Here is a 23,305-nt window from a genome sequence, read left to right on the forward strand (position 1 = left end):
ATGAATAAAGAACATTATTTATTTTTAGTGCTGAGCTTATTTGTTTTTGCTAGCCCGAATCTTTTGGCTCAAAGGCTAGCTGTTCCAGAGTACGTAACTTGTGATCGAAACCAATTAACTTCATGGCAGGGGGAGATTACAAAACTTGTGCGGGTGAAAGATGGAGTTAAGATTTGGGTTGCTACTGACCATGGAACAAATGAGTTTTTAAACCTGATTATGCCAAATTGGAAGGAGGTTCTCGGGCAGTTCCGCATCCATGGCCGTTCTTTTCATTCCAGCGATTGGGAAAAACTCATTGATACTAAGGGGAAGCTTAAAGTTGGTATAAAAGCGATTGTTTGGTTATGTAATACTGAAGGAGTAAGCCCGGTAATCAATTGGCAACCAGCCTCAGAGTGAAATCTTACTATAGGCGGAGAAAGAAATTTTTTGAATCTTATGCTTAAGCGATTATTTTGAGTGCATAAAGTTCTGAGATCAAAAGTATATTGGTGTGATTTTATCTGTGACATAAATTGCAAGAAAAAGAGCTATAAAAGTGCCCATTATCCATATACTCGATTCCATTAAAGATAAAGAATGCATCTCCATTTTCGGCGTTTCTGCTTGTGAGATAGCCTGGATGTGCGGTGCTGAATTTGAGGCGCATTCATGAGAGCAATGACCAAAATTGGGCGCGACTCCATCTTTTCCCGGGAGGGTCATACAGCCATGTTTTAAGTGATTTTTTACCAGCCAATAGTTAATAGGGTAAGCAATGATGCCCCCAACAATGGTTGCCAAGCTCATACGAAACCAAAAGGTAGCATTTGTTGGGTCTTCAGAATTTGGCCATATGGAAGTCAGTATTACCATAGCGGGTATCATGCCAGCCATAACTATATTCATAGATACAGTTTCAGCAAAGAAAGTTTTACCCACTGCTTTTAAGTAGTTTCCCTGATACATACTTCGCATCATCAATGCCTGAAAAATAAACAAACCACAAACAAAGCCAGCCAAGTACTCAATTATGGAATCCCATCCATTGGTGAGGCCCAGTGTGGGTACAATAGATGCTGCGATAAGGATCCCAGTTGCATCACCTGCAAGACAATGCATTTCGCTATTTACACTTTGCTTCCATGTCGCTCGAGTGAATTGATCGTGGCCGCCTGGAAAGGGGCGGCGACAGGTGAGCAGGTAGAAGATTAAGCCGATAACACCGGTATAAAGAATCACTAATATCCAAGCCAGGCGCTGAACCCAGCTGGTTGGCGCATTAGTGATTGAGTCCCAAATAACAAAAACTAGGCTGAGACCGGTAAGAATAAACCAAACAAGCATTGCTCCGGTTAACATATAGGCTACCCATGATTGAGGGGGCGGGGTCCGTGTATATAAAATAATTATATCTTCTGAGCAATCAAGTAGGCGTGTAATTCTGACGGTTGATCGTACTCCAGATGTCTACAAATACAACCAGATGAAATAAGGAGTTGTACAAATTTATTTGTGCCTAAGGTGGAGTAATATAATTCCGGTCCCATCGCATCATTCGTATGATAGTCCTCTTTATCTGTTCCGCCAAAGGAAAATATTAAAACGCCTTCCTTGTTTAGGTAAGACGCTAGATTCCTTATTGTTTCCTCTTGTTTTTCAATTGGTATATGCCAGGTGCTATCCCACGCACTTATAAAGTCATATTTTCTTGTGGCTTTCCACTTACATATATCCTCTAGATAGAAGTTGACATTAGGGTGCTTATCCCTGGCGATCTCTATCATTTTTTCAGAAACATCAATTCCCTCGGGAGAAAATCCTTCAGTTAGCAGAAGCTCGACATGCCTTCCTGTGCAGCCACACCCTACATCTAGTGCGGAGCCTCTATTTTTTACAAAGCCAAGTGCCCGCTTATACTGGCTAATACCGTTGTTCCTGTTGAACTCTTTACGTTCCCATAGATGTGTGATGGTATCGTATGCTTCCCCTGTCTGTTTCGGTTCCATAATTGTAAATTCTGTTTATGAATTTTATTTAATGATTGCTACACGCTTTTTGTTTTGTAGATTCGTTAGAGTTTGATTTATTTGAGGCGAATACTTCAACACCTATAATTATAACGGTCGCCACGAGTATCCACACGAGCCACTTCATGCCATTTTAAGCTAGTGTAACTTGTAGTGGGTTGCCAAAATAAGGTAATCCATCAATGGTTGCCTCATTAGGGCGCGGTGAATGGCTGTTAGTAGAGCTGAAAAAATTAGAATTCTAAATGGAAGTCTGTATTTGAATAGTTTGTCCTGTATCAGGATATATAGAACTATTGCAGTGACGCCATACATCGATTGATATCAATAGAGCTATATATACTTCTATTTTGGTATTCCCTGGTCGATAAATCCAGAATCAACACCAAACCAAAAGCTTCCATCCATATTGTTAAAATACATATATCTTATATTTCCACCACTTGGAACTGGGGTCTTGCTTGTAAATTTCTCTTTTTCTGTGTTAAAGGAAAAAATGATATTTGGAATCTCTCCAGTATCAGCGAGCCAAAGTTGGTTATTGTTGTCCAGTGCTGTTCCGTAGGGGCGTGGATTCTTACTGGGTAGCTTCCACTCTTTAAACTCCTTGGTCGTCGGAGTATAACGCCCCAAATAGCCTTCTGGATAATCAACGTACCAAATATTGCCGGTAGGATCGATTTCCAGTCTGCGAGGGCGAGCATTTGGGCGTGGCAGGTTAACCTCATTTATGGTCATGGTTTTTGCGTCTACGCGAGCTAACTTGTTGGTGCCGAATAGCGCTACCCAGGGGTTTCCCTGGGCATCAATCTTAATACCATAGGGGCGGGCATTAGCGGTTGTTGGGGTGACACTTAGAACTTTGCCACTCTGTACATTTAGCAGGCCTATGCGGTTACTTTGCTGGGCTGTGAACCAGATATTTCCCTCTCGATTGAAGACTAGCGTATGTGGGTCTTTGATACCTTCAGGCATTGGATATTGTTTAATTTGTCCATTATTGGTGTCTAATCGCCCAATATGCGCATTTCGATTACCTGCATACCAAACAATATCGTTTGAATCCACAATCAGGTTATGAGGGTGAGTACCTTCAGGTATTTCATACTGCTTAAACTCTTCAGAGGTGGGTGTAAACTTCCCGATGTAGTTACCCGCTTGTCCACAGAACCAGACATTCCCTTTACTGTCCACATGCGGGTCTCTGGGGAGTCCCTCCCAAGGCACCTTCCATTCGTTTAATTTAAGTTTGTCAGGTAAGTTATCTTCTTGAGCAACGGCGTTCACCAGTAGAAAAGGGAGTGTGGTAAATAGCATGACTAAGGTGAGATGATAAATTCGCCAGGAATGAATACGCATTTTTCTCTCCAAGAGTTATCTATGTCGGTAATCAGCCATGCTGTTGTGTAAGCCGCCTAGCTATATAGCAGTTAAAGCATAGGTGAGTTTAGATTAGAATTGTCTGATTCTAGTCGTTATAGATAGTGAACTAAGCTTCCTCATCTCATTCAAAATACATGATCAGCGGTAATTTATACATAATTAGATTGCTTGCTACTTTTCCAATTGGTACGTCTTGTTCACCAATTTTTCGGGCAATTGAGCAAGTGGTTAGTCGGTGTTACCACTATTTAATGGTTTAATTAGTATTTGATTTTATGAGCTGCAATATTCTCGATGAAAAACTCATTCTTCAGTGCTATTTTTATAATTTTACAGTTGGATATTGAGGGCGTATATTGCGGGCCTTAGCTATAGGAGGTCATTTATGCTACAACGTCTTCGCCGGCCTGAAATTCTTTTGCTTATTCTGGCAGCTTCGATGCCGCTCTCATTTGCTGTTTGGAATACGCTACTTAATAACTTTGTCATTGAAAAGGCAGCATTTACCGGTGCAGATATTGGTTTGTTGCAAAGTGTGCGTGAGATACCTGGCTTTTTAGCCTTCCTGGTAGTCTTTGTTTTGCTTTTTGTCAGGGAGCAGAGGCTGGCGATAATCTCCCTGGTAGCAACTGGCCTTGGAGTGATGCTAACGGGACTGTATCCATCATTGACCGGGTTGTTACTCACTACACTTTTAATGTCTACGGGATTTCATTTTTATGAGACCTTGCAGACTTCCCTGGCACTCCAGTGGTTTCCCAAACAAACAGCAGCAGTTTGGATGGGACGCATGGCTGCCGCAGGTTCCTTTGCTGCGCTTCTGGCTTATGGTTTGGTGTGGGGTTTAATGAACTTCGCGGGTTTGGATTATTCCTGGGTTTATCTAATTGGTGGTGGCGCGACCATTGTCATTGCTTTAGGTGCCTGGGTCCTTTTCCCTCAGTTTGCTCAGCCCCACAGCCAGCATAAGAAGCTTATTCTGCGAAAACGCTATTGGCTCTATTATGCGCTCACGATGATGAGTGGGGCTCGCAGGCAAATCTTTATAGTATTCGCTGGTTTTTTGATGGTGGAGAAATTTGGATACAGCGTGGGGGAGATTGCTGCTCTCTATACGGTAAACCATTTACTTAATTTGTATATCGCACCGAAGATCGGACAGTTTATCGTTCGGTTTGGCGAGCGCCGTATCCTCACTTTGGAATATATTGGCCTGATACTGGTATTTGCGGGTTATGCGCTGGTAGAAAGTGCTGCGCTGGCAGCGGCATTATATATTGTTGACCATTTATTCTTTTCTATGGCAATTGCGATTAAAACCTACTTCCAGAAGATAGTCGACGAGCGGGATATCGCGGCTTCGGCTGGAGTCAGCTTTACTATTAATCATATTGCCGCAGTAGTTATCCCTGTAGTATTTGGCTTGCTGTGGCTTGTCTCTCCGCCAATGGTATTCTTTGCGGGGTCTTTAATGGCCTTAATTTCTCTTGGGTTGGCACAGCTGGTTCCAGAGCAGCCGTTGCCCGGTAATGAGATTAGGGTTGGGCAGTATTCTGGGGCTACCTAGAAAGAGTTGAAATGGAGTTTTTGTTCCATTATCCTTGGCGGCAACTTGAACAAGACAATTTACTATGAAATACGCGCAAGAACTTCTTTCTATATGTTGCTGCCAGGCAACCTGCGTGCTTCTGTAAATTTATTCGGAAGCGTTTTTTGCTTCCGGAGAGTCAAAGAACCCGGAGCGGAAGCGCCGGGTTTTTTTATGGCCAGGTGGCAGAGAGGAAATGCGACGGTCTGCAACACCGTTTTTCACCGGTTCGAATCCGGTCCTGGCCTCCAATCTATTCTGTTGATCTATGGATATATGCTTGGCAAGCTGTCTTTTGTATAGTCATACACCTTTTCTCTTCTCAGCTTGCTTTTAAGTTCCGTCGATTGCACCAAAGAGCCAGTATCTGTCTGGATTGTCTGGGCAGACAGTGGGTCCGCACTCTGCGAAAGTTATAACAGTATTAAGTGTGGTAATTGAGAGCGCAGTCACTATAGCCGTTTTACCGAGTACCCCCTGATCTCGAAAACTAATAAATAGGGGTTTCTCATATTGCTTGTCAAATGCGCTGATAATCGAGATGCCAATAATTGTCATGTAGAAGATAATCAGTGCCCAGGTGTAATAGTGATATCCCATTAATGGATCGCCATAACCTGGTGTTCCGGGAATAATATGTAGGCTGACTTGGCGCAGTGCGGTAGCGGTGCCAAATAGCGCTGACAATGTGGCCAAGCTGTAGTGTAGAGGGCGGTTGCCATAGAGTACATTTAGCATCAGTCCAAATAAGATTCCTGTGAGCCCAATTCGTTGAAGTAAACAGAGAGGGCAAGGCACCTCCCCATTCGCTAGTTGAAAGTATTCTGCGGCGGCGAGTACGGCACATACAGCAAGTATGCCCAGCGCATTAAGCTTTCGAAATATCAGCCCCATTTCGCCCTCCTCTAAAAGGCTAAGTTGAGACTATCGCTGGTGTGATAACCCAGCCAGGCGATGCTTGATATCAAGGCAAAAATGAATGTTGCGGTCGCTAGAGAGTGGTAATTCTTCACAGCTAGAGACATTGCTAGGAGGTAAAAGAGGAATAGTAGGCTCATCATAGTGAGGCGCCCCTCAGTTTTTGCATTGAACTCACTCCAACCAGCTCTTTAATCGTATAAAAAAACACCACTTCTTACGATAGCTCTAGAGATGAGGAGGGGGCGATATAGGTGATGCGCTACCTGTCAGGGTTGGCTAGCTAATACTCGATTCGTTGATTTTGAAGGTTGCCGGGTCATTTTAAGGGGGAGCAGTGAATTTAATTGGTTCGACAGTCTTGAATTGTGTGAATTTAACCAAATAAATTTGTCTTTAGGTTGTTGTTGGTGGACTTTGTTTGCCAGTTGGGCTTCTTCCCTGTTTAATGCTGGCTTTGGTTTCCGGCGACTGCCGGGAAGCACTTGTCATCGTAGATGCGTAGAAGAGTGGTACGTTAGGGTATCTCTGAAAATTTAGTAACTATAAAAGTAGCTAGGAGTTGTACTTATGGCACAGATCAAAGCTTTGGATAAAAAGGCACATGCCAACCTGAAACTCACCCAGGACATTACTTTTGACCATGTAAGCGGTAATCACATTTTGCCGCTGGTGGTTCAGGAAATCGTACAGGCAGCCCAGAGCTACCCGATCCTGTTCGTTAAAGACCAGAATACTGACCAGTTTAAAGTTGTGGCGCTTACAGGTCTGCGCCCCGGTGAAAACCTGTTCTCTGGCGCTGATGGCTGGAATGGCAGCTACATTCCTGTGCAAGTGCGCACTTACCCGTTTGTTTTGGTGAAGAATCCAGATAACGCTGATCAGGCTGTTCTGTGCATCGACGAAGACTCCAAGATGCTGAGCGACTCTGAAGGTGAAGCGCTGTTCGATGGGGAAGGCGAGCAAACTGACTTCCTGAAGAATCGTGCTCAGGCAGTGGTTGAAACTGCACAGCGTGTTGCAGTGACTGAGTCTTTTATCGAGTTCCTGGTCTCCAAGGACTTGCTGACCCAGAAGAAGCTGACTCTCCGTGTTAGCGAAGATGACAAGCCTTACGATCTGACAGGTTTCTTTGTTATCGATGAAGAGAAGCTTAACAAGCTGTCTGATGAAGACTTCCTGGAACTGCGTAAACGTGGCGCGCTGCCGGCAATCTACGCCTCTATGATGTCCTCTATGCAGGTTCAAAACCTGATTCGCAAGAAGCGCTTGAACTAATCGCGCTTTGCCCGGCAGCTGCGGCTGTCGGGCGACCCTCCTGACTGGAATAGGCGAGTTCGCCAAATCTTGTCTTGATCCCACCTCACACTCGTACCACTATTGTCTCCCTCTGACGCTTCAGCTCACAAATAATAAAATGAAAAATGTGGCGCGATTCTCTCTTCGCTATTGGTTCGCTTGGTTGGTTCTGTTTTACGGTGTTTGGTTGTTCCTGATTTTACAGGGCGAGAACCTGGCCCTGGCGCTCGAGCATTGGTCCATGGCGCTGGCGATGGCGCTGGGTAGCTATGCCGCAGGTTCTACGCCGATGGGCGGCGGGACAGTTGGGTTTCCCGTGCTGGTGCTGTTTTTTGATATGCCGGCAAGCCTGGGTCGCGACTTTAGTTTTGCGGTTCAGTCGATAGGGATGGTCAGCGCCAGTTTGTTTATTCTCTGCCGACGCCAGCAGCTGGCTTGGTCGATGTTGCGGGGGGCGCTGCTTGGCTCCCTATTGGCGACTCCCGCCGGTATCCTGCTGTTTGCCCCTCTGATACCCGAACTCTGGGTGAAACTCTCCTTTGCCGTTCTCTGGGGCAGTTTTGGCATTTTCCATCTGTATCGCCTCAGCGAAATTACTGATTGTGAGCACGCGGGGGACCCCCGGTGCCCGACTGATTTTCGTGTCGGCTTGCTATTGGGTGCTTTTGCCGGCTTTTGCGTTGTGGCAGTTACCGGTGTGGGTGTGGACATGCTGGTGTATGCGGCTCTTGTGCTGTTGAGCAGGGTGGATCTCAAGGTGGCGATCCCTACATCCGTGGTGATCATGGCATTTTGTTCGGTACTCGGAGTAATAGTGAAGTCGCTGGCGGGAGATTGGCAGCCTGGGGTGTTCGGGAATTGGCTGGCGGCAGCACCGGTAGTGTCCCTGGGGGCGCCTCTGGGCGTTTTTGTTGTTAGCTTGCTGGGACGCAAACCGACCCTGTTGATTGTGGCCTTCCTGTGCGTTGTGCAGCTTGTGTGGACTTGTATGTCCGAGAGTGAGGCTATGAAGGGATATGGCGGCCCGCTAGTGCTGCTGGCATTGCTGTGCTGCCTGGCGGGGTTCGAGTGGCTGCGGGCCCTGGGTTTGCGCAGGGAGCAAGTGCGAACGCCTGCAGCAACTTCAGGTACTGCTGACCTGGAGTCCGATAGCGCCGGAGTGACCGTTATGGAAGCTAATGGTGTGGTGCTGCCCGAGTAGTTGATTTTTGGATTGTGTTCGCCGGACGAACTCTGGCGAACTATTCGCAGAATCAGATAAAAAACGGTTGGGCTTTTGATTGCTGCCCAGACTTGGGCCTGCTAGATAATTTGGGAAGATGGCTGGGGCGGAAGGATTCGAACCTTCGCATGACGGGATCAAAACCCGCTGCCTTACCGCTTGGCTACGCCCCAGTTTCAAGGTTCACAAAGAATAGCCTCTGTGATTTGAAATGGTAGCAAGGGGGAGACTCGAACTCCCGACCTCAGCATTATGAGTGCTGCGCTCTAACCGGCTGAGCTACCTTGCCATTTCTTTTGTTGTCTCGGCTGTCCCGAGGGCGCGCATTATTAAACGATGGGCCGGGGGTGTCAACACTTTTTTTGTATTCTTTTCAGATAGTTAGCGATTTTTTTCATCTGATGCCCGGGACTGCTCAGAACCGCGCCTGGAACTGATTGCGGCGAGGGCGGAACCGAGTACCACGGCGCCGGCGCCGGCCCAGCTGATCCAGTTGAGCGGCTCAACTGCAATATAGTCGGGCCAGATAGAGCTGATCAGCGTACTGAACAATAGGGTGATGACTGGCACTAATGACAGGGTTGCGCTGACACTGGATGCCTCCCAGTGCGCTAGTGCCTTGCTAAAAGCCCCATAGGCGATCAGCGTATTGGCGGTGAGAAACGCTAAAAGCGCCCACTCGAGCCAGCCCAGGTGGGAAACCTTCATTGGCTCCGCCATGGGCAGGAAGAACAGGGTCCCTGCGATATAAATCACTACCAGTAAATCCTGGGGTGTTGCGCGGCTCAATATTTTCTTCTGGAAAAAACCGTAAATCGCCCAGGTGACAGCGGCGATCAGGATATAGCCGAGCCCCAGCAGGTATTCGCCGCCGGCGCCACTGGTCAGCTCTTCCAGGCGCTGGTTAAAAAATAACAGCAGCCCAATTACTACCAGTACTACGCCGCTCCACTGGCGCGGCGAGAAGCGCTCTCCCAGCCAAAGTACGCTGGATATCAGTAGAAGCAGGGGAGCCAGCTGGATCACAACCTGGGCGGCACCAGGGGTGATGTAATTGAGTCCACTGGCGTAGGCGAGGTAGTTCACCAGGAGGCCGGCAACGGCGAGGAAGGTGAAAAGCAGCAAGCCGCGACTGAATAGTGGCTTGAGCTGTAGTTTACGCGCCTGTCCGTAGTAGACGCCCGCTAACAGTGCTGCACCGGCAAAGCGATACCAGGTGGCGGTACCGGGACTGATGTATTCGAGAAGCCCTTTAAGGGCAATGGGCAGGGTTGCCCACATAAATACGGTAATCAGTGCCAGCGGCAGGCCGACTTTCCAGTTTGATTGAGCCATGGAATTTACACGGGTGGGCGCGCCTCCCCGGGGTGGGGAGGCAAAAAAGGAGAGGTGGTTAGACGTTAAAACGGAAGTGGATTACGTCGCCGTCGGCGACAATGTAGTCCTTGCCTTCCAGGCGCCACTTACCCGCGTCTTTAGCGCCGGCCTCACCATTGTTATCAATGTAATCGCTGTAGCTGATCACTTCTGCGCGAATAAAACCCTTTTCAAAGTCGGTGTGGATTTTGCCGGCAGCGTTGGGAGCGGTAGCGCCCAGTGGGATGGTCCAGGCGCGCACTTCCTTCACGCCAGCGGTGAAGTAGGTGTGCAGGCCCAGCAGTTGGTAGCCGGCGCGGATCACGCGGTTCAACCCCGGCTCTTCCATACCCAGTTCTTCCAGGAACTCCTGCTTCTCTTCGTCGTCCAGCTCGGCAATTTCCGCTTCGAGCTTGTTGCAGATAGGTACCAGTACCGCGTTTTCTTCAGCGGCGATGGCAGCTACAGCATCCAGGTGCGGATTGTTCTCGAAGCCATCTTCGTCCACGTTGGCGATATACATGGTGGGCTTGATAGTGAGCAGGCTCAGTTCGCGCAGGTCCGCCAGTTCGTCTTCTGAAAGCTCGAAAGAGCGCAGCGGTTTGGCTTCATCCAGGTGTGGCTGGATTTTTTCCAGCAGCGCTTTCATCTTGATCGCGTGCTTGTCCTGTCCCTTAGCGGCGCGGGTAAAGCGCTGTAAGGCCTTTTCCACAGTGTCCAGATCGGCCAGGGCCAGCTCGGTGTTGATCACCTCGATATCCGCTACCGGGTGTACCTTGTTGGCGACGTGGATAACGTTATCGTCTTCGAAGCAGCGCACAACGTGGGCGATAGCGTCGGTCTCGCGGATATTGGCGAGGAACTTGTTACCCAGACCTTCCCCCTTGGAGGCGCCCGCAACCAGACCGGCGATATCGGTAAATTCCATGGTGGTGGGAATGACCTTTTCCGGCTTGACGATCTCAGCCAGTTTGTCGATGCGGGGATCTGGTACCGGCACGACCCCAGCATTGGGCTCGATGGTGCAGAAGGGGAAGTTTTCCGCATCGATACCCGCTTTGGTCAATGCGTTGAATAGGGTGGATTTGCCCACATTAGGTAGGCCGACAATACCGCAAGTAAAACCCATGGTGATATTTTTTCCGTTTGCCCGAGGCGCATACAGCGCGCTCTGCTAATTGCGTTTGAGGTCCGGTAGTGGTTGCGCTGGCGGGATTTTGGATGGGCGGGATGTCTCGGCCACCACAGGGTCCGGGCCAGCCGGGAAAATACCGGCAATTTAGCGCAGCACACTATCGAGATTTCCGCGGCAAAAGGCAAGCCGGCGGGTGGGATCTATTTGTTGGTGTGCAGCGTTTTCATGGCTGCGCCCCAATCGCCGGAAGCGGCGGTGGGCAGAACGTCGATCGAGCGATCGATCGCATCAGCCAGTGTTTCCTGTTCCGCCCTGGGGGCTCGCTGGAGCACAAACCGGGCCACTTCGCTCGAGCTGCCGGGGTGGCCAATGCCGAGTCGCAGGCGCATAAAGTTTCGGTTGTTGCCCAGTGCGGCAATGATATCCCGCAGGCCGTTGTGTCCACCGTGACCGCCGCCGGCTTTCAGGCGCGCGATACCGGGGGCCAGGTCCAGCTCATCGTGAGCGACCAGAATGGCTTCCGGGGGAATCTTGAAGAAGTTCGCCAGTGGGCCGACAGATTGGCCACTGCGATTCATATAGGTGGTGGGAATCAGCAGCCGGATATCCTGGCTGCCGACCCGCACACGGCCAGTGAGGCCGTGGTACTTGCTGTCGAGGCTGAGCTGGGTGCCTTGTTGGCGGGCCAGCTCGACAACAAAGTCGGCACCGGCGTTGTGTCGCGTCCGATCGTATTCCGGTCCGGGGTTTCCCAGGCCGACAATCAACTGGATCGGAGTATCCGGTGCCGCAGCCAAGGCGATTACTCTTCGCCTTCGCCAGTTTCGGCTTCAGCTTCCACAGCGCCGCGAGGCTTGTGGATAGAAGCTACAACCAGATCGTGGTCTGCACCGTGGCTCAGTGCCACAGACTCAACACCTTCCGGCAGTTTCAGGTCAGAGATGTGCAGTACGCCGTCCATTTCCAGGTCGGCCAGGTCCACTTCGATGAACTCAGGCAGCTTGCCGGCAGGAGCGTTAACTTCCAGCTCGGTCAGGGTGTGGGAAACGATACCGCCAGCCTTAACACCTTTGCTGCTCTCTTCGTTCAGGAAGTGCAGAGGTACTTTAACGTGTACTTTGGTGTTGGCAGATACGCGCTGGAAGTCGATGTGCAGCAGCAGGGCTTTAGCCGGGTGACGCTGCAGGTCGCGCAGGATAACTTTCTCTTCTTTGCCGTCTACGTCAACAGTCAGCATGGAGGAGAAGAAAGCTTCGTTTTCCAGAGCTTTGGTCAGGTCTTTGTGCAGCACGGAGATAGAAGCAGGCTCTGCTTCACCGCCGTAGATGATGCCGGGTACACGGCCTTCCAGGCGACGCAGGCGGCGGCTCGCACCTTTCCCTTCATCGCTGCGGGCAATGGCGTTCAATTTAATATCAGACATGGGATAAACCTCGGGTTGTCTGTCCAGAGTGACCTGCGACCGGACCGCTCTGGCATGGATGTTAAATGGGCACTGGGCCCAAAAGTAATCGCCCGGCAGTGCCGGGCGGGCGCGTATTCTACGGGAATCAGCGCTAAAGGCAAAGTGCCCCGGCATGCGGGGCGCGGGGATACCTTGATCGGCAAGTTCCTAGCGGAACATTGCGGACAGGGATTCCTCATTGCTGATACGGCGCATGGACTCGGCCAGCATTGCAGACAGGGTCAGCTGGCGAATTTTTGGTGCCTTCTCCATTTTGTCACCCAGGGGGATGGAGTCGGTAACCACCAGCTCATCCAGAACGGAGTTGTTCAGGTTGGTGATGGCGTTGCCAGACAGTACCGGGTGGGTACAGTAGGCGACAACTTTCTCGGCGCCGTGCTCTTTCAGGGCGTTGGCGGCGTTACACAGGGTGCCGGCGGTGTCGACCATATCGTCTACCAGCAGGCAGGTGCGGCCGCTGACTTCACCGATAATATTCATGACTTCGGCAACATTGGCGGCCGGACGGCGCTTGTCGATAATTGCCAGGTCGCAGTCGAGGCTCTTGGCCACGGCGCGGGCGCGCACAACGCCGCCGATGTCCGGGGATACCACCACCAGGTTCTGGTACTTCTGGCGCTCGATATCGTCGAGCAGGACAGAGGAGCCGTAAACGTTATCCACAGGAACGTCGAAGAAGCCCTGGATCTGTTCCGCGTGCAGATCGACGGTTAATACGCGGTCGATACCTACGCTCACCATCATATCGGCAACCACTTTTGCGGAAATCGGCACGCGCTGGGATCTTACGCGGCGATCCTGGCGGGCGTAGCCAAAGTAGGGGACTACAGCGGTAACGCGGCCGGCGGAGGCACGGCGCAGGGCGTCTACCAGCAGGATCAGTTCCATCAGGTTGCGGTTGGTGGGTTGGCAGGTGGATTGCACCACGAAAACGTCGCGGCCGCGTACGTTATCGGTAATTTCTACTGCAATCTCGCCGTCGGAGAAGCGCTTGACCGTGGCTTCACCCAGGGGGATCGCCATATGGTCGACAACCTTCTGTGCCAGTTCCGGGTTTGCGTTGCCGGTAAAGACCATTAAGTCAGCCACTGCGAGTTCCTTTAATTCTGTCTTGAAGTGAATTGAAGTGTAGATGCCTGCATATTTGCTAGCAGTCAGGGTTTTTGCTGCAACACTTTTGCGTTGAGCGGCGCACTGTTGCGCGGATAAAAACAGGGTTTTGGCCACAGTTTTTTTCCTTGCTCAACGGGTTGCTCTGGGTGCGTGCTCGCACAACCATCGGGCGCTTGCATTGAAGCCTGCCTTCAGGATTCTTTAAAAATTGGGGAGTGGCTCTGTAAAGCCCTGTGCGAATGGCCTGGGCCGGCTGGATCAGCGTAGACTGAATCATGTCGGAACCGGTTTTTGACTGTGCCATTGCATATAAAGAAAGTGGCTGGGGCGGAAGGATTCGAACCTTCGCATGACGGGATCAAAACCCGCTGCCTTACCGCTTGGCTACGCCCCAGTAATGTTTCCTCAAAAATCTGAGGAGATTTTCGCTAGCACTTGATGTGTCGGTGAAACCAATACACCCGCTGCTGTAAAACCCTGCCACGCTTCAGGCAGTTTGGCGTGTGCCTCAATGGCTGCCTCTGCCGTAGGGAATGCCGCAAAAATGCAGCCTCCGGTGCCGGTGAGTTGTGCTGGAGCAAATTGCTCGAGCCATTCTCTGGCATCGCGTATTTCAGGGTAGAGCTTTTCAACTAATGGCTGGCAGTCATTGCCGGAAAATGTTTCCAGTTTTTCGCTGCCGAGTCGCATCTCGTTGGCCTGCTCCTCGCGAAGGGCCGCTAATGTAATTGCGACTGAATCTCTTGTCAAACGTGAATCGCGAAAAATTTTTGCAGTGCTCACTTCGCAACCAGTTGAGACAACCAGGTAGTGGCGTTGCTCGGTGGTTATTGGGGTTAATTTTTCACCAACCCCTTCCGCCCAAGCGGTGCGCCCGCGCACAAAAACTGGAACATCGGCGCCTAATTGTCGTCCCAGCTCTGCCAGTTTATCGATCGATAAATTGCACTGCCATAAGTGGTTGAGCCCGAGCAAAGTGGTGGCGGCATCGCTACTGCCTCCACCGATGCCGCCGCCGTGAGGCAACTTCTTTATCAACCGGATAGAGGCGCCGAGAGAATTTTGTCGGTCAGGCTCAGCTTGTTTGCGCAGTAATTGGGCTGCGCGATAAACCAGGTTGTCTTCTTCAGCTACATCCAGCTGGCCGGCATCGACACTGACAATGCCGTCGCTGCGCTCACTGAATTCCAATAAGTCGCCGAAATCGAGCAGTTGGAACAGGGTTTGTAACTCGTGGTAGCCATCCGGGCGACGGCCGAGAATGCGCAGAATCAGGTTGAGTTTTGCAGGGGCGGGCAGGGTTAGCAGCATGAGGCAAAAAGAGGTCAATCAATTACAGGATCGCCATAATACCTGCATGCTGCGCTTTGGGCATTGATAGAGTTATGCAAAACCCCCTACAAACCCCAGTCTTTAATCACCAGGGTGACGGATACCGGGCCAGTGGGACTGTTGGTTTGTGCTTTGATCCGTGTTGGCAGCATAAAGGGGCCTTCGCTGCGATATTCACTAAAACTCAAGGCCCAGCCGGATTGTCGCAAGCTTTGCAGCTGGCCCTGGGCGTTGCGCTGCTCACCACTCTTGGCGCCGGGCGCAGGAAGACCGCGCACCCAGTAGAACATCTCGCGGGCGGGCAGAGGCCAGCCCAGTGCTTCCTGGGTTAGCTGTGCCGGGTTGCGCGCATAAATTGGCGGCTCGCTACCGCGTACCAAGCTGACGCCACCGGCTGAGCCGGTGATGACGGTAGTGCCCGCTCCGAGCGGACCGCTGAGATGAAGGCGAAAATTCTCTGCGCCGCCCTGAAGCCAAGCCAGGTTAGCGCTGCCGTTTTCTTTGGGGGAGCGAACACCCAGTTTGCCCTTGAGATTCCACTGGGTAAATTCAGCGACTGTTTGCGGTGCTGGATTTTGATTTTCAGTTGGGGAGCCTGGCTCCGGTTCCTGTTTGGTTTTTTGTCCGGCACAGGCGGAAATCATTATTGCCAGACATGCCAGCAATAACAGATAGAATCTTCGCGCGGTTGTCTTGTCAGCTATCTGATGCATGTTGTTCCAGTGACTCTTCGATTTGTAGGCGCTTCATGGCAGCCGGAATAATTTTGCTGTGGGGATTCAGCAGAAGACCTTTTCTCCACATTTTCATGGCGGCTTCTCTGTTTCCCTGAACCCAGAGTACTTCACCGAGGTGTGCGGCAATTTCGTGGTCGGGCAACTTTTCCATCGCCTGCCGCAGATACTTTTCCGCAGCTTCGTGATTGCCGAGACGGTACTCTATCCACCCCATGCTGTCGATTATTGCCGGGTCCTCAGGCTCGAGTTCCAAAGCGCGGCTAATCAATTGGTAGGCTTCTGTGTGCCGGGATTTATCTTCAATCAGTTTATAGCCGAGCGCGTTGAGAACTGTGGCGTTATCGGGATTTCTTTCCAGCAGGTTTCTCAAGTCCTTTTCGAATTGTTGTGCGTTGCCGAGTTGGTCATGCAGCAGCGCGCGGGTGTACATCAAGCGACCGCTGGTGCTGTTGGTTTGTAGTGCCTCGTCTATTCGCTGCAAAGCCATACTGGCTTCACCACTTTTGCGAAGTAATTCGACCTCCATCAGATAAAAATGTTCTTCCTGAGTGGGGTGTTTTTTTCTCAGTTCAGCAAACCACTCCCGGTTAATGCTGTACTGTCCGAGGCTCGCCAGTAATTCCGTACCGCGAGTAATGGCTTCTACGTAATCACTACCGGGCCCCACTTCGCGGAAATATTTAATTGCATGGGAAAAATCTCCAGATTTTTCTGCAATGCTGCCCAGGTAAAAATAAGCAGCGGATTCGTGCTGCTGTAATTCAAGTAGTTGGGTAAAGAGGACTTTGGCCTCGTCAGTTTGCTCGGTCTCGTACTGAATTAGGGCCAACGACAAAATCAGGTTGCCGTCTTCAGGGCGCTGCTTAACCAGTTCGGCAAACTGCTTGCGAGCCAGGGCCAGGTCCTCCCGAATCAACAGGCGGGCGTACTGAAGGCGCAGGCGGCTCTCGGAGGGATGGATGCCGACGAGTCGTTCGAGAAGGGAAATGGCTTCCTTGCGCTTGCCCTGATCAACCAACAGGTGACTTTCTAGCAGTGGTGCATCCAGTTGATCTGGATGGTGCTCCTGAACGCGGCGCACCAGGGATAAAGCGCGGGCGAATTCCCTTTCGGTGCGCAGTACCATGGCATAGGCGAGCACGACCTCGTCATCGAGGGGATAGACTTTTGCCAGCCGGGCAAACTCCCGCTTGGCTTGATCTGTGAGTTGCTCGTGCCCAATAGCGGTTGCTGCGAGAGATTGCATGGGCGGGTTGCCGCCGAGTTCCAGGGTTTTACTGGCGTGAATCAGAGCTGTGTGTAAGTCGCCGGAAAGAGTCAGCTCGGCTGTGAGGGCCAACTGCGCATCGGCATTTTGTGGCTCAAGCTCTACCCATAGCCGGGCTGAATCCAAGGCGGCCTGGCGGGCATTTAAAAAGCGGGCAATGCGTGTAGCGCGGGCGGCAACCCCGGGATCTTTGGTGACCTCCGCCTGGTGGTAGTAATTGGCCAGTGCGACATCGTACTGTTCGCGGATACCGGCGACTTCGGCCACCAGAAGGGTGTAAAAGGTATCAATAGGGAAAGTTTTAGCTTCCGGCCCACCTGACTCAGTGGTTTCCTTACCCTTAAGGTTGCTCGGCTCCAGTGCTGTGCTCGCGATCTCTGCAGAGGGAGCCGCCGGCGTCTGGTGCTGGGTGCAAGAAACAAGCATTACGGATGCTAGAAGGAAAGCGGCAAGCTTGAGCAAGTGGCTGGAAATTCGGGCTGGAAGCTGATGTGCGCGAGGTGGGAGCATAGATCGTGTCCATACGTTACGTTGTCGCTGAAAGCTGGGTATTACTGGCGTGTTTTAAACGATTATCGCCATATAATTCTAGTCGTGAATCGGGTTTGGAGCGGTAGTGGGCAGGGGCTCTTGCCAAATCGGCGGGCAATTTTACTGCCTCTTACGCTTGCAAGGGAGACGGCTGCCTATGAAAATGCGCTCCCAGTGCGGTTTCCGCCTTTTAAGATTTAATGCTAACGGAAGTCTATGCCAATTCTTACCCTGGGTATCAACCACGATAGCGCGTCGGTCGAAGTGCGCGAGCGGGTGGCCTTTGCCCCCGAGGTGATGCCCGGCGCACTGGGAGATGCGCGAAAAGCACTGGGGTGCCGCGAGCTGGCCATCCTGTCTACCTGCAATCGCACCGAAATATACGGAAATGTGGAGTCAGAAGCCCTGTTGCAATGGCTATCTGAATACCACCAAGTGCCCCTGGAGCAGCTCAAGGGCTGTGCCTATGTGTACAGCGATGAAGAAGCGGTACGCCATATGATGCGCGTTGCCTGTGGTCTCGATTCCCTGGTGTTGGGTGAGCCGCAGATCCTCGGCCAGATTAAGTCCGCCTATGCGGTGGCGCGGGAATCCGGCAGTGTGGGCAGTGAACTGCACCGGGTTTTCCAGCGGGTGTTTACCGTCGCCAAGAAGGTTCGCACCGAAACTGCAATCGGTGAAAACCCGGTTTCTGTTGCCTACGCCGCTGTTTCTCTGGCTTCGCGTATCTTCACCGACCTGAAAAAGCAGACTGCCCTGTTGATCGGTGCGGGAGAGACCGTGGAGCTGGTTGCCCGACATTTGCTCGATCAGGGAATCAAGCAGGTCATTGTTGCCAACCGCACATTGAGCCGGGCCCAGTTGCTCGCAGAGAGCTTTGGTGCCGAGGCAATCCTGCTTGCGGATATCCCCGAGCATCTGGCGCGCGCGGATATCGTTATCAGTTCCACCGCGAGCCAGCTGCCGATCCTGGGTAAGGGAGCGGTCGAATCGGCGCTGCGCAAGCGTCGGCACAGCCCCATGTTTATGGTGGATATTGCGGTACCCCGTGATATCGAATCGGAAGTTGGCGAGCTGGATGATGTTTATCTGTATACAGTGGACGATTTGCGCGGGGTTATTGATGAGGGCAAGCGCTCCCGAGAGAAAGCGGCGGAGGCCGCTCAGGAAATAGTAAATGCTGCAGCGGCTGAATTTACCAAAGAGAGCCGCTCTTTGGAGGCTGTGGATAGTATTCGCAGCTACCGGCAGCGAGCCCAGGAAGTGAGCACTTCCGAACTTGAACGGGTACTTTTGCAGCTGGAAAAAGGCGAGGACCCTCGTCGACTGATGGAGCAGCTCGCTCGCTCTCTCACCAATAAATTAATTCATGCACCCACCGTCAGTCTGAAAAAAGCCACGGCGGAGGGTGATATTGAGCGTTTGCGTATCGCTCGGGAGGTCGTTGGGTTGGATGATCTCACCGATATCGATTTAGAGAAAAAGCATCAATGAAAGAATCGTTACTGAATAAACTGGAAACCCTGCTTGAGCGCCACGAGGAAGTATCTGCGCTGTTGGGCGACGCCGACGTAATTGCTGATCAGGATCAATTCCGCGATCTTTCCCGCGAGTATTCTGAGCTGGAAGAAGTGGTGAAATGCTACGGCGCTTACAAACAGCTACAGGAAGATATGGTCGCGGCTCGGGAGATGATGGGGGAAGATGATCCGGAAATGCGCGAAATGGCTCAGGAAGAGCTGCGCGAGGCTGAAGGTCAAGTGGAGCCGCTGGAGCGAGAACTACAGACTTTGCTGTTGCCGCGCGATCCCAACGACAGAAAAAATGTCTTCCTGGAAATTCGCGCAGGAACCGGTGGTGATGAAGCGGCTATTTTCTCCGGCGACCTGTTCCGTATGTACTCTCGCTATGCGGAGAAGCAGGGATGGCGCATAGAAATTGTCAGTGAAAACCTTGGTGAGCACGGTGGTTACAAGGAAATTATCACCCGCGTCGCCGGTGAAGATGTCTACGCAAAATTAAAATTTGAGTCCGGTGCGCACCGGGTACAAAGGGTTCCTGAAACAGAATCCCAGGGTCGTATCCACACTTCGGCTTGTACGGTCGCGGTGATGCCGGAGCCGGATGAGCGCGATGCGATTGAAATTAATAAAGCGGATTTACGTGTGGATACCTACCGTGCATCCGGTGCCGGTGGTCAGCACGTTAACAAAACCGATTCCGCTGTGCGCTTAACCCATATTCCCACGGGGATTGTGGTGGAGTGTCAGGACGAGCGCTCCCAGCACAAGAACAAAGCCAAGGCGATGGCACTGTTGCAAGCGAAGCTCAATACTGCGCAGGAAACGGCGGCGGCCCAGGAAATTTCCGATGCCCGCCGCAGCCTGGTGGGCAGTGGTGATCGCTCTGAGCGAATCCGTACCTACAACTATCCCCAGGGCCGGGTTACCGATCACCGTATCGGCCTCACTCTCTATAAACTCGATGAGATTATGCAGGGGGCTCTGGGGGAGGTGATCGGGCCATTGCGCACGGAGTACCAGGCCGACCAGTTGGCGGCCCTGGCCCAATAAATCCAGATTTTTTACGCCGCCTCGAGCGGCGTTTTTATAGGTTTTTCTCCATGACCAGCGTCAAGGAAAATATCGCACGCTGTGCCCAATTAACCGATAGCGACAGTGCGCGCCTGGATGCAGAGCTTCTGCTCGGCAGTGTGTTGGGGCGCGAGCGCACCTGGCTCTATACCTGGCCGGAATATGAATTAAATGAAGCTGAGCAAATGCGCTATGAGCAGTTGCTCCAGCGCCGGCAAGCGGGAGAGCCGGTGGCACACCTTATCGGTGAGCGCGAATTTTGGTCCCTGCCGCTAAAGGTGGATTCCTCCACCTTGATCCCCCGCCCGGACACTGAATTGTTGGTGGAGACCGCGCTGGAGTTTTTCCCCCAGGGTAGGTTGAGAGCATTGGACCTGGGCACTGGCACTGGTGCTATCGCACTGGCTCTGGCATCGGAGCGACCGGGATGGGAAATTATTGCAGCGGAGAAATCACCGGCTGCTGTAGCACTGGCAGAGGAAAACCGGCGCTCCCTCAAGTTGCAAAATGTGCAAGTTATCCAGAGCGATTGGTTTTCCAGTTTGGAGCCACAGCCGTTTTCCCTGATCGTCAGCAACCCTCCCTATATCGATGCATCTGACCCGCACTTGGTGCAGGGCGATGTGCGCTTTGAGCCCCGCACTGCGTTGGTGGCAGAGCGACAGGGTTTGGCAGATATTGAACATATCGCCACAACCGCTAGTGATTACCTGGAAAACGGTGGCTGGCTAATGGTGGAGCACGGTTGGCAGCAAGCCGAGAGCGTGCGGGATATTTTTTCTGCGGCGGGATTGAATAAAGTTTCAAGTCGCAGGGATTATTCCGGTTGGGAGCGAATTACCTTAGGGCAAAAATAGTGATACCTGCGGAGCTGCCACAGGGATTTGAGGAGGGAGCCTATGCATGATCATGTCCACCACCGAACCGGCAATGGGGCTTTGCGCCCATTAATTATTGCACTGGTTCTCACTCTCAGTTTTTCCATAGTTGAAGCCATAGGTGGTTGGCTATCTGGCTCACTGGCATTGCTTGGCGATGCCGCCCATATGCTTACTGATACTTTTGCCCTGTCGCTGGGGGCTATTGCCGCAGTACTGGCGAAAAAACCCGCCGATCGGGAATTGTCGTTTGGCTGGGGGCGAGCGGAGGTCTTAGCTGCGGTAACCAACGGCCTGATTATGCTACTGATCGTGGTCGGTATTTCTTTTATGGCCATTGATAGGTTGCGTAATCCCCAGCCGGTGCACGGCAGTACGGTGATGTTGATTGCGGCCATGGGGTTGCTGATTAATATTCTGGCGGCCTGGGTTTTATTAAAAGGCGAGCGCACGCTCAATATTCGCGGTGCGCTTTTGCATGTGATGGGCGATATGCTGGGCTCTGTCGCGGCACTGGCTTCCGGAGCTGTGATTTATTTTACCGGTTGGGTACCCATCGACCCCCTGCTGTCACTGCTTATTTGCCTGTTAATCCTGGTTTCCTGCGTGCGACTGCTCAGGGATGCGATCGATGTATTGATGGAGCGGGTACCCAGGGAATTGAGCCTTCCGGTTGTGGGTGAGACACTGGCGGCGGTAACCGGGGTACGCTCAGTGCACGATCTCCATATTTGGCGCTTGGATTCCAGCACTATTTCCCTATCGGCCCATATTGTGGTGGATGACTTACAGGCTTGGCCCAGCGTACTGGAGCGCCTGCGGGAAACCCTGGTCAAGCGCTTCGATATCGACCATATCACCCTTCAACCGGAACCTTTGGCAATGCCCGAAGTGACGGTGATCGATAAAGTCAGTGATTAATAGGTGAGGATTTACTCCTCACCTTCTGTCGGCGGTTGGCGGTTTTCTGGAGTGGCCGGTACTTTGCTCTCTGATTTGTCAGCGACTGACTCTTCCGCTACTACTTCCTGGGGCTGGCTGATTTGTTCCTGGGGAGCCTGGATGCCGATATGGTAGGCGGCAAACCCCGGTTGCACGACCTGGTTTAATGCCATGCCAAGAATGCGGCCGTTGTGCTCAGAGCGAATTTCTGTGCGTACATTAGTAATCGGGTTGGTTACCGTTCCCAGTAAGTCGCCTTTACGTACAAACTCGCCGAGCTGGACTTCACTAAAGATAACCCCGCCAGTCGATGTCCGCTGCCAGGTGGAGGTGTAGTAAACCGGTTCGGGATCGCCCCAGAGGCGGAATTTACTCACCATACCCAGCTGGTTGAGCAGAGTGCGTATACCTTTCACACTGTGACTTACCGATAGCTCATCCAGCACCATGGGTGCTCCGGCTTCCAGCGTGACGGTGGGGATACCTGCCTCCACAGCGGCGCGGCGCAGGGTACCCTTGGCTCCGGCGCTGTGCAGCACCACAGTGGAGCCAAAACCCTGGGTCATTTTCACTACCTTGGGATTGGTTAAGTCGCCGCGCAACTGTGGCAAGTTGGTGCGATAAAAAGAACCCGTATGTAAGTCCACCACGGCGTTACAGTGGCTGATCACTTCGTGGAAAAATGAATTGGCAATTCGCGAGGCCGAAGAGCCATTGGGATCGCCGGGGAAGTGCCGGTTCAGGTCGCGTCGATCAGTCAGGTAGCGGGAGCCTCGATGGAAGCCTTGCAGGTTGACGATGGGTACGCCGATTACCGCACCGCTCAAATGGTCTGCGTCCAGGTCGTACATAACCCGCCGCACAGTTTCCACACCGTTCAACTCATCACCGTGCACTGCCGCAGTAAGGCAGAGAACCGGCCCTGGTTTGGCGCCGTTAACCACCAATACAGCGGTGGGGCTATAGACCCCTTCAAAGTGTTGGCTGGGAGACCAGGCCAGGCGCGTAGAGGTCGCAGGGGGAACCTCTGAGCCTAATAATCGCAGAGGCTTGGCAGTCTCTCCCGGAACCAGGGAGATGGTGCCGGGCTCCGGTAATTCGGGTTGAGGTTTAACTGTTTCAGTTTCTTTATCGGCAGTGGGAGCAGTCTCGGTGGGAGCTGCCGGTTTATCCAGTTCCTGGATAGGTTGGTCCAGCTCCAGATTTTCCGCTTGGGGCAGGGAGATTTCTTCAGAACCAGCATCTGTCGACTGGGATTGCTCTTCAGTAGGGGCAGCGTTGGTGGGTGGCCCCAGCTCTGTGATCACCGGTTGGTCCAGCTGCATATTGGCAGCCTGGGGGACCGCTTCTGTCTCTTCGCCTGTGCTGTCGTCGGCGCTCAGGGCCTGGGTGGATGAAAGCAGTAAAGCCAGGCTTAATAGGTGTCGGGTCCTTCGGGAGGATTGGCGCGGGATCATTCGGCACTCCGGTCAACTTCGTATATCTGGGTGTGCCGGAGAGCCTTGTGTCCGGCACAGATTGGGACTTTGGAGC

General features: G+C 52.2%; 22 protein-coding genes and 4 tRNA genes. 9 read left to right on the forward strand and 17 right to left on the reverse strand.

What is annotated here, in order from left to right:
* On the forward strand, nt 1–402 hold the full coding sequence (locus ACJJIZ_RS07375) for a hypothetical protein (protein WP_444915702.1): 402 nt from the start codon (nt 1–3) through the stop codon (nt 400–402).
* Nucleotides 403–480: 78 nt separating this feature from the next.
* Here ACJJIZ_RS07375 and ACJJIZ_RS07380 read toward each other — a convergent pair whose 3' ends face one another.
* The 3 genes from ACJJIZ_RS07380 to ACJJIZ_RS07390 all read right to left on the reverse strand — a co-directional run bounded on the left by ACJJIZ_RS07380 (nt 481) and on the right by ACJJIZ_RS07390 (nt 3,371).
* Nucleotides 481–1,344 (reverse strand): DUF4396 domain-containing protein, encoded by an 864-nt coding sequence (locus ACJJIZ_RS07380; RefSeq protein WP_444915703.1) that lies wholly within the window; start codon nt 1,342–1,344, stop codon nt 481–483.
* A gap of 47 nt (nt 1,345–1,391) precedes the next feature.
* Nucleotides 1,392–1,991: a class I SAM-dependent methyltransferase gene (locus ACJJIZ_RS07385; protein WP_444915704.1), complete on the reverse strand. Its 600-nt coding sequence runs from the start codon at nt 1,989–1,991 to the stop codon at nt 1,392–1,394.
* A gap of 366 nt (nt 1,992–2,357) precedes the next feature.
* Nucleotides 2,358–3,371, reverse strand: coding sequence for a Vgb family protein (locus tag ACJJIZ_RS07390; RefSeq protein WP_444915705.1), 1,014 nt, complete (start codon nt 3,369–3,371; stop codon nt 2,358–2,360).
* A 409-nt stretch (nt 3,372–3,780) separates the two neighbouring features.
* Between ACJJIZ_RS07390 and ACJJIZ_RS07395 the strand changes: the two genes are divergently transcribed.
* On the forward strand, nt 3,781–4,962 hold the full coding sequence (locus ACJJIZ_RS07395) for an MFS transporter (RefSeq protein ID WP_444896316.1): 1,182 nt from the start codon (nt 3,781–3,783) through the stop codon (nt 4,960–4,962).
* A 197-nt stretch (nt 4,963–5,159) separates the two neighbouring features.
* Nucleotides 5,160–5,234 (forward strand) — tRNA-Cys (locus ACJJIZ_RS07400).
* Nucleotides 5,235–5,316: 82 nt separating this feature from the next.
* Here ACJJIZ_RS07400 and ACJJIZ_RS07405 read toward each other — a convergent pair.
* Together ACJJIZ_RS07405 and ACJJIZ_RS07410 are read right to left on the reverse strand one after the other, a co-directional pair.
* Nucleotides 5,317–5,877 carry a disulfide bond formation protein B gene (locus ACJJIZ_RS07405; protein ID WP_444915706.1) on the reverse strand — a complete coding sequence of 187 codons (561 nt, stop codon included), beginning with the start codon at nt 5,875–5,877 and terminating at the stop codon, nt 5,317–5,319.
* An 11-nt stretch (nt 5,878–5,888) separates the two neighbouring features.
* A complete protein-coding gene (locus ACJJIZ_RS07410; protein WP_444915707.1) occupies nt 5,889–6,044 on the reverse strand; it encodes a DUF5993 family protein in 156 nt (51 codons plus the stop codon).
* Nucleotides 6,045–6,471: 427 nt separating this feature from the next.
* Between ACJJIZ_RS07410 and ACJJIZ_RS07415 the strand changes: the two genes are divergently transcribed.
* Together ACJJIZ_RS07415 and ACJJIZ_RS07420 are read left to right on the forward strand one after the other, a co-directional pair.
* The gene (locus ACJJIZ_RS07415) at nt 6,472–7,179 is read left to right on the forward strand and encodes a SapC family protein (RefSeq protein WP_444907459.1); all 708 of its coding nucleotides are present in this window, start codon (nt 6,472–6,474) and stop codon (nt 7,177–7,179) included.
* A gap of 139 nt (nt 7,180–7,318) precedes the next feature.
* On the forward strand, nt 7,319–8,401 hold the full coding sequence (locus ACJJIZ_RS07420) for a sulfite exporter TauE/SafE family protein (RefSeq protein ID WP_444915708.1): 1,083 nt from the start codon (nt 7,319–7,321) through the stop codon (nt 8,399–8,401).
* Nucleotides 8,402–8,520: 119 nt separating this feature from the next.
* On the opposite strand, the gene ACJJIZ_RS07425 is transcribed toward ACJJIZ_RS07420, so the two are convergent.
* The 11 genes from ACJJIZ_RS07425 to ACJJIZ_RS07475 all read right to left on the reverse strand — a co-directional run bounded on the left by ACJJIZ_RS07425 (nt 8,521) and on the right by ACJJIZ_RS07475 (nt 17,337).
* Nucleotides 8,521–8,595: transfer RNA gene (locus ACJJIZ_RS07425), tRNA-Gln, on the reverse strand.
* A gap of 39 nt (nt 8,596–8,634) precedes the next feature.
* Nucleotides 8,635–8,711, reverse strand: a tRNA-Met gene (locus ACJJIZ_RS07430).
* Between the two features lie 92 nt (nt 8,712–8,803).
* On the reverse strand, nt 8,804–9,757 hold the full coding sequence (locus tag ACJJIZ_RS07435; RefSeq protein ID WP_444915709.1) for a DMT family transporter: 954 nt from the start codon (nt 9,755–9,757) through the stop codon (nt 8,804–8,806).
* A gap of 58 nt (nt 9,758–9,815) precedes the next feature.
* A complete protein-coding gene (gene ychF / locus ACJJIZ_RS07440; protein ID WP_282933944.1) occupies nt 9,816–10,907 on the reverse strand; it encodes a redox-regulated ATPase YchF in 1,092 nt (363 codons plus the stop codon).
* A 206-nt stretch (nt 10,908–11,113) separates the two neighbouring features.
* Nucleotides 11,114–11,710: an aminoacyl-tRNA hydrolase gene (gene pth, locus ACJJIZ_RS07445; protein ID WP_444892988.1), complete on the reverse strand. Its 597-nt coding sequence runs from the start codon at nt 11,708–11,710 to the stop codon at nt 11,114–11,116.
* A 5-nt stretch (nt 11,711–11,715) separates the two neighbouring features.
* Nucleotides 11,716–12,336 carry a 50S ribosomal protein L25/general stress protein Ctc gene (locus ACJJIZ_RS07450; RefSeq protein ID WP_444915710.1) on the reverse strand — a complete coding sequence of 207 codons (621 nt, stop codon included), beginning with the start codon at nt 12,334–12,336 and terminating at the stop codon, nt 11,716–11,718.
* Between the two features lie 189 nt (nt 12,337–12,525).
* On the reverse strand, nt 12,526–13,455 hold the full coding sequence (locus ACJJIZ_RS07455; RefSeq protein WP_108735320.1) for a ribose-phosphate pyrophosphokinase: 930 nt from the start codon (nt 13,453–13,455) through the stop codon (nt 12,526–12,528).
* A gap of 355 nt (nt 13,456–13,810) precedes the next feature.
* Nucleotides 13,811–13,885, reverse strand: a tRNA-Gln gene (locus ACJJIZ_RS07460).
* A gap of 11 nt (nt 13,886–13,896) precedes the next feature.
* Entirely contained in the window at nt 13,897–14,820 is a 924-nt protein-coding gene (gene ispE, locus ACJJIZ_RS07465) for a 4-(cytidine 5'-diphospho)-2-C-methyl-D-erythritol kinase (RefSeq protein ID WP_444915711.1), read from the reverse strand.
* Nucleotides 14,821–14,888: 68 nt separating this feature from the next.
* Nucleotides 14,889–15,536: a lipoprotein insertase outer membrane protein LolB gene (lolB, locus tag ACJJIZ_RS07470; protein ID WP_444915713.1), complete on the reverse strand. Its 648-nt coding sequence runs from the start codon at nt 15,534–15,536 to the stop codon at nt 14,889–14,891.
* On the reverse strand, nt 15,520–17,337 hold the full coding sequence (locus ACJJIZ_RS07475; protein ID WP_444915714.1) for a tetratricopeptide repeat protein: 1,818 nt from the start codon (nt 17,335–17,337) through the stop codon (nt 15,520–15,522). Before ACJJIZ_RS07475 ends, lolB begins: the two co-directional genes overlap by 17 nt.
* Nucleotides 17,338–17,574: 237 nt before the next feature.
* Here ACJJIZ_RS07475 and hemA point away from each other — a divergent pair, with 237 nt between their 5' ends.
* From hemA to ACJJIZ_RS07495, 4 genes are read left to right on the forward strand one after another with little or no spacing between them, the layout of a single operon-like run.
* Nucleotides 17,575–18,852, forward strand: coding sequence for a glutamyl-tRNA reductase (gene hemA, locus ACJJIZ_RS07480; RefSeq protein WP_282933939.1), 1,278 nt, complete (start codon nt 17,575–17,577; stop codon nt 18,850–18,852).
* On the forward strand, nt 18,849–19,931 hold the full coding sequence (gene prfA / locus ACJJIZ_RS07485; RefSeq protein WP_444892992.1) for a peptide chain release factor 1: 1,083 nt from the start codon (nt 18,849–18,851) through the stop codon (nt 19,929–19,931). The genes hemA and prfA overlap by 4 nt, the downstream gene beginning before the upstream one ends.
* A gap of 50 nt (nt 19,932–19,981) precedes the next feature.
* Nucleotides 19,982–20,809 carry a peptide chain release factor N(5)-glutamine methyltransferase gene (prmC, locus tag ACJJIZ_RS07490; protein WP_444915715.1) on the forward strand — a complete coding sequence of 276 codons (828 nt, stop codon included), beginning with the start codon at nt 19,982–19,984 and terminating at the stop codon, nt 20,807–20,809.
* Between the two features lie 42 nt (nt 20,810–20,851).
* Nucleotides 20,852–21,751 (forward strand): cation diffusion facilitator family transporter, encoded by a 900-nt coding sequence (locus tag ACJJIZ_RS07495; protein WP_444915716.1) that lies wholly within the window; start codon nt 20,852–20,854, stop codon nt 21,749–21,751.
* A gap of 11 nt (nt 21,752–21,762) precedes the next feature.
* Here the strand turns inward: ACJJIZ_RS07495 and ACJJIZ_RS07500 are convergent, their stop codons facing one another.
* Nucleotides 21,763–23,229: a succinylglutamate desuccinylase gene (locus ACJJIZ_RS07500; RefSeq protein WP_444915717.1), complete on the reverse strand. Its 1,467-nt coding sequence runs from the start codon at nt 23,227–23,229 to the stop codon at nt 21,763–21,765.
* Between the last annotated feature and the right edge of the window lie 76 nt (nt 23,230–23,305).

This window comes from Microbulbifer maximicatervae (SeqCode) (assembly GCF_052467225.1).

Bases quoted from the DNA above. Each gene is read 5' to 3' on its own strand.
- ACJJIZ_RS07375 (WP_444915702.1), top strand. From the start codon at position 1: ATGAATAAAGAACATTATTTATTTTTAGTGCTGAGCTTATTTGTTTTT.
- ACJJIZ_RS07380 (WP_444915703.1), bottom strand. From the start codon at position 1,344: ATGTTAACCGGAGCAATGCTTGTTTGGTTTATTCTTACCGGTCTCAGC.
- ACJJIZ_RS07385 (WP_444915704.1), bottom strand. From the start codon at position 1,991: ATGGAACCGAAACAGACAGGGGAAGCATACGATACCATCACACATCTA.
- ACJJIZ_RS07390 (WP_444915705.1), bottom strand. From the start codon at position 3,371: ATGCGTATTCATTCCTGGCGAATTTATCATCTCACCTTAGTCATGCTA.
- ACJJIZ_RS07395 (WP_444896316.1), top strand. From the start codon at position 3,781: ATGCTACAACGTCTTCGCCGGCCTGAAATTCTTTTGCTTATTCTGGCA.
- ACJJIZ_RS07405 (WP_444915706.1), bottom strand. From the start codon at position 5,877: ATGGGGCTGATATTTCGAAAGCTTAATGCGCTGGGCATACTTGCTGTA.
- ACJJIZ_RS07410 (WP_444915707.1), bottom strand. From the start codon at position 6,044: ATGATGAGCCTACTATTCCTCTTTTACCTCCTAGCAATGTCTCTAGCT.
- ACJJIZ_RS07415 (WP_444907459.1), top strand. From the start codon at position 6,472: ATGGCACAGATCAAAGCTTTGGATAAAAAGGCACATGCCAACCTGAAA.
- ACJJIZ_RS07420 (WP_444915708.1), top strand. From the start codon at position 7,319: ATGAAAAATGTGGCGCGATTCTCTCTTCGCTATTGGTTCGCTTGGTTG.
- ACJJIZ_RS07435 (WP_444915709.1), bottom strand. From the start codon at position 9,757: ATGGCTCAATCAAACTGGAAAGTCGGCCTGCCGCTGGCACTGATTACC.
- ychF (WP_282933944.1), bottom strand. From the start codon at position 10,907: ATGGGTTTTACTTGCGGTATTGTCGGCCTACCTAATGTGGGCAAATCC.
- ACJJIZ_RS07450 (WP_444915710.1), bottom strand. From the start codon at position 12,336: ATGTCTGATATTAAATTGAACGCCATTGCCCGCAGCGATGAAGGGAAA.
- ACJJIZ_RS07455 (WP_108735320.1), bottom strand. From the start codon at position 13,455: ATGGTCTTTACCGGCAACGCAAACCCGGAACTGGCACAGAAGGTTGTC.
- lolB (WP_444915713.1), bottom strand. From the start codon at position 15,536: ATGCATCAGATAGCTGACAAGACAACCGCGCGAAGATTCTATCTGTTA.
- ACJJIZ_RS07475 (WP_444915714.1), bottom strand. From the start codon at position 17,337: ATGCTCCCACCTCGCGCACATCAGCTTCCAGCCCGAATTTCCAGCCAC.
- hemA (WP_282933939.1), top strand. From the start codon at position 17,575: ATGCCAATTCTTACCCTGGGTATCAACCACGATAGCGCGTCGGTCGAA.
- prfA (WP_444892992.1), top strand. From the start codon at position 18,849: ATGAAAGAATCGTTACTGAATAAACTGGAAACCCTGCTTGAGCGCCAC.
- prmC (WP_444915715.1), top strand. From the start codon at position 19,982: ATGACCAGCGTCAAGGAAAATATCGCACGCTGTGCCCAATTAACCGAT.
- ACJJIZ_RS07495 (WP_444915716.1), top strand. From the start codon at position 20,852: ATGCATGATCATGTCCACCACCGAACCGGCAATGGGGCTTTGCGCCCA.
- ACJJIZ_RS07500 (WP_444915717.1), bottom strand. From the start codon at position 23,229: ATGATCCCGCGCCAATCCTCCCGAAGGACCCGACACCTATTAAGCCTG.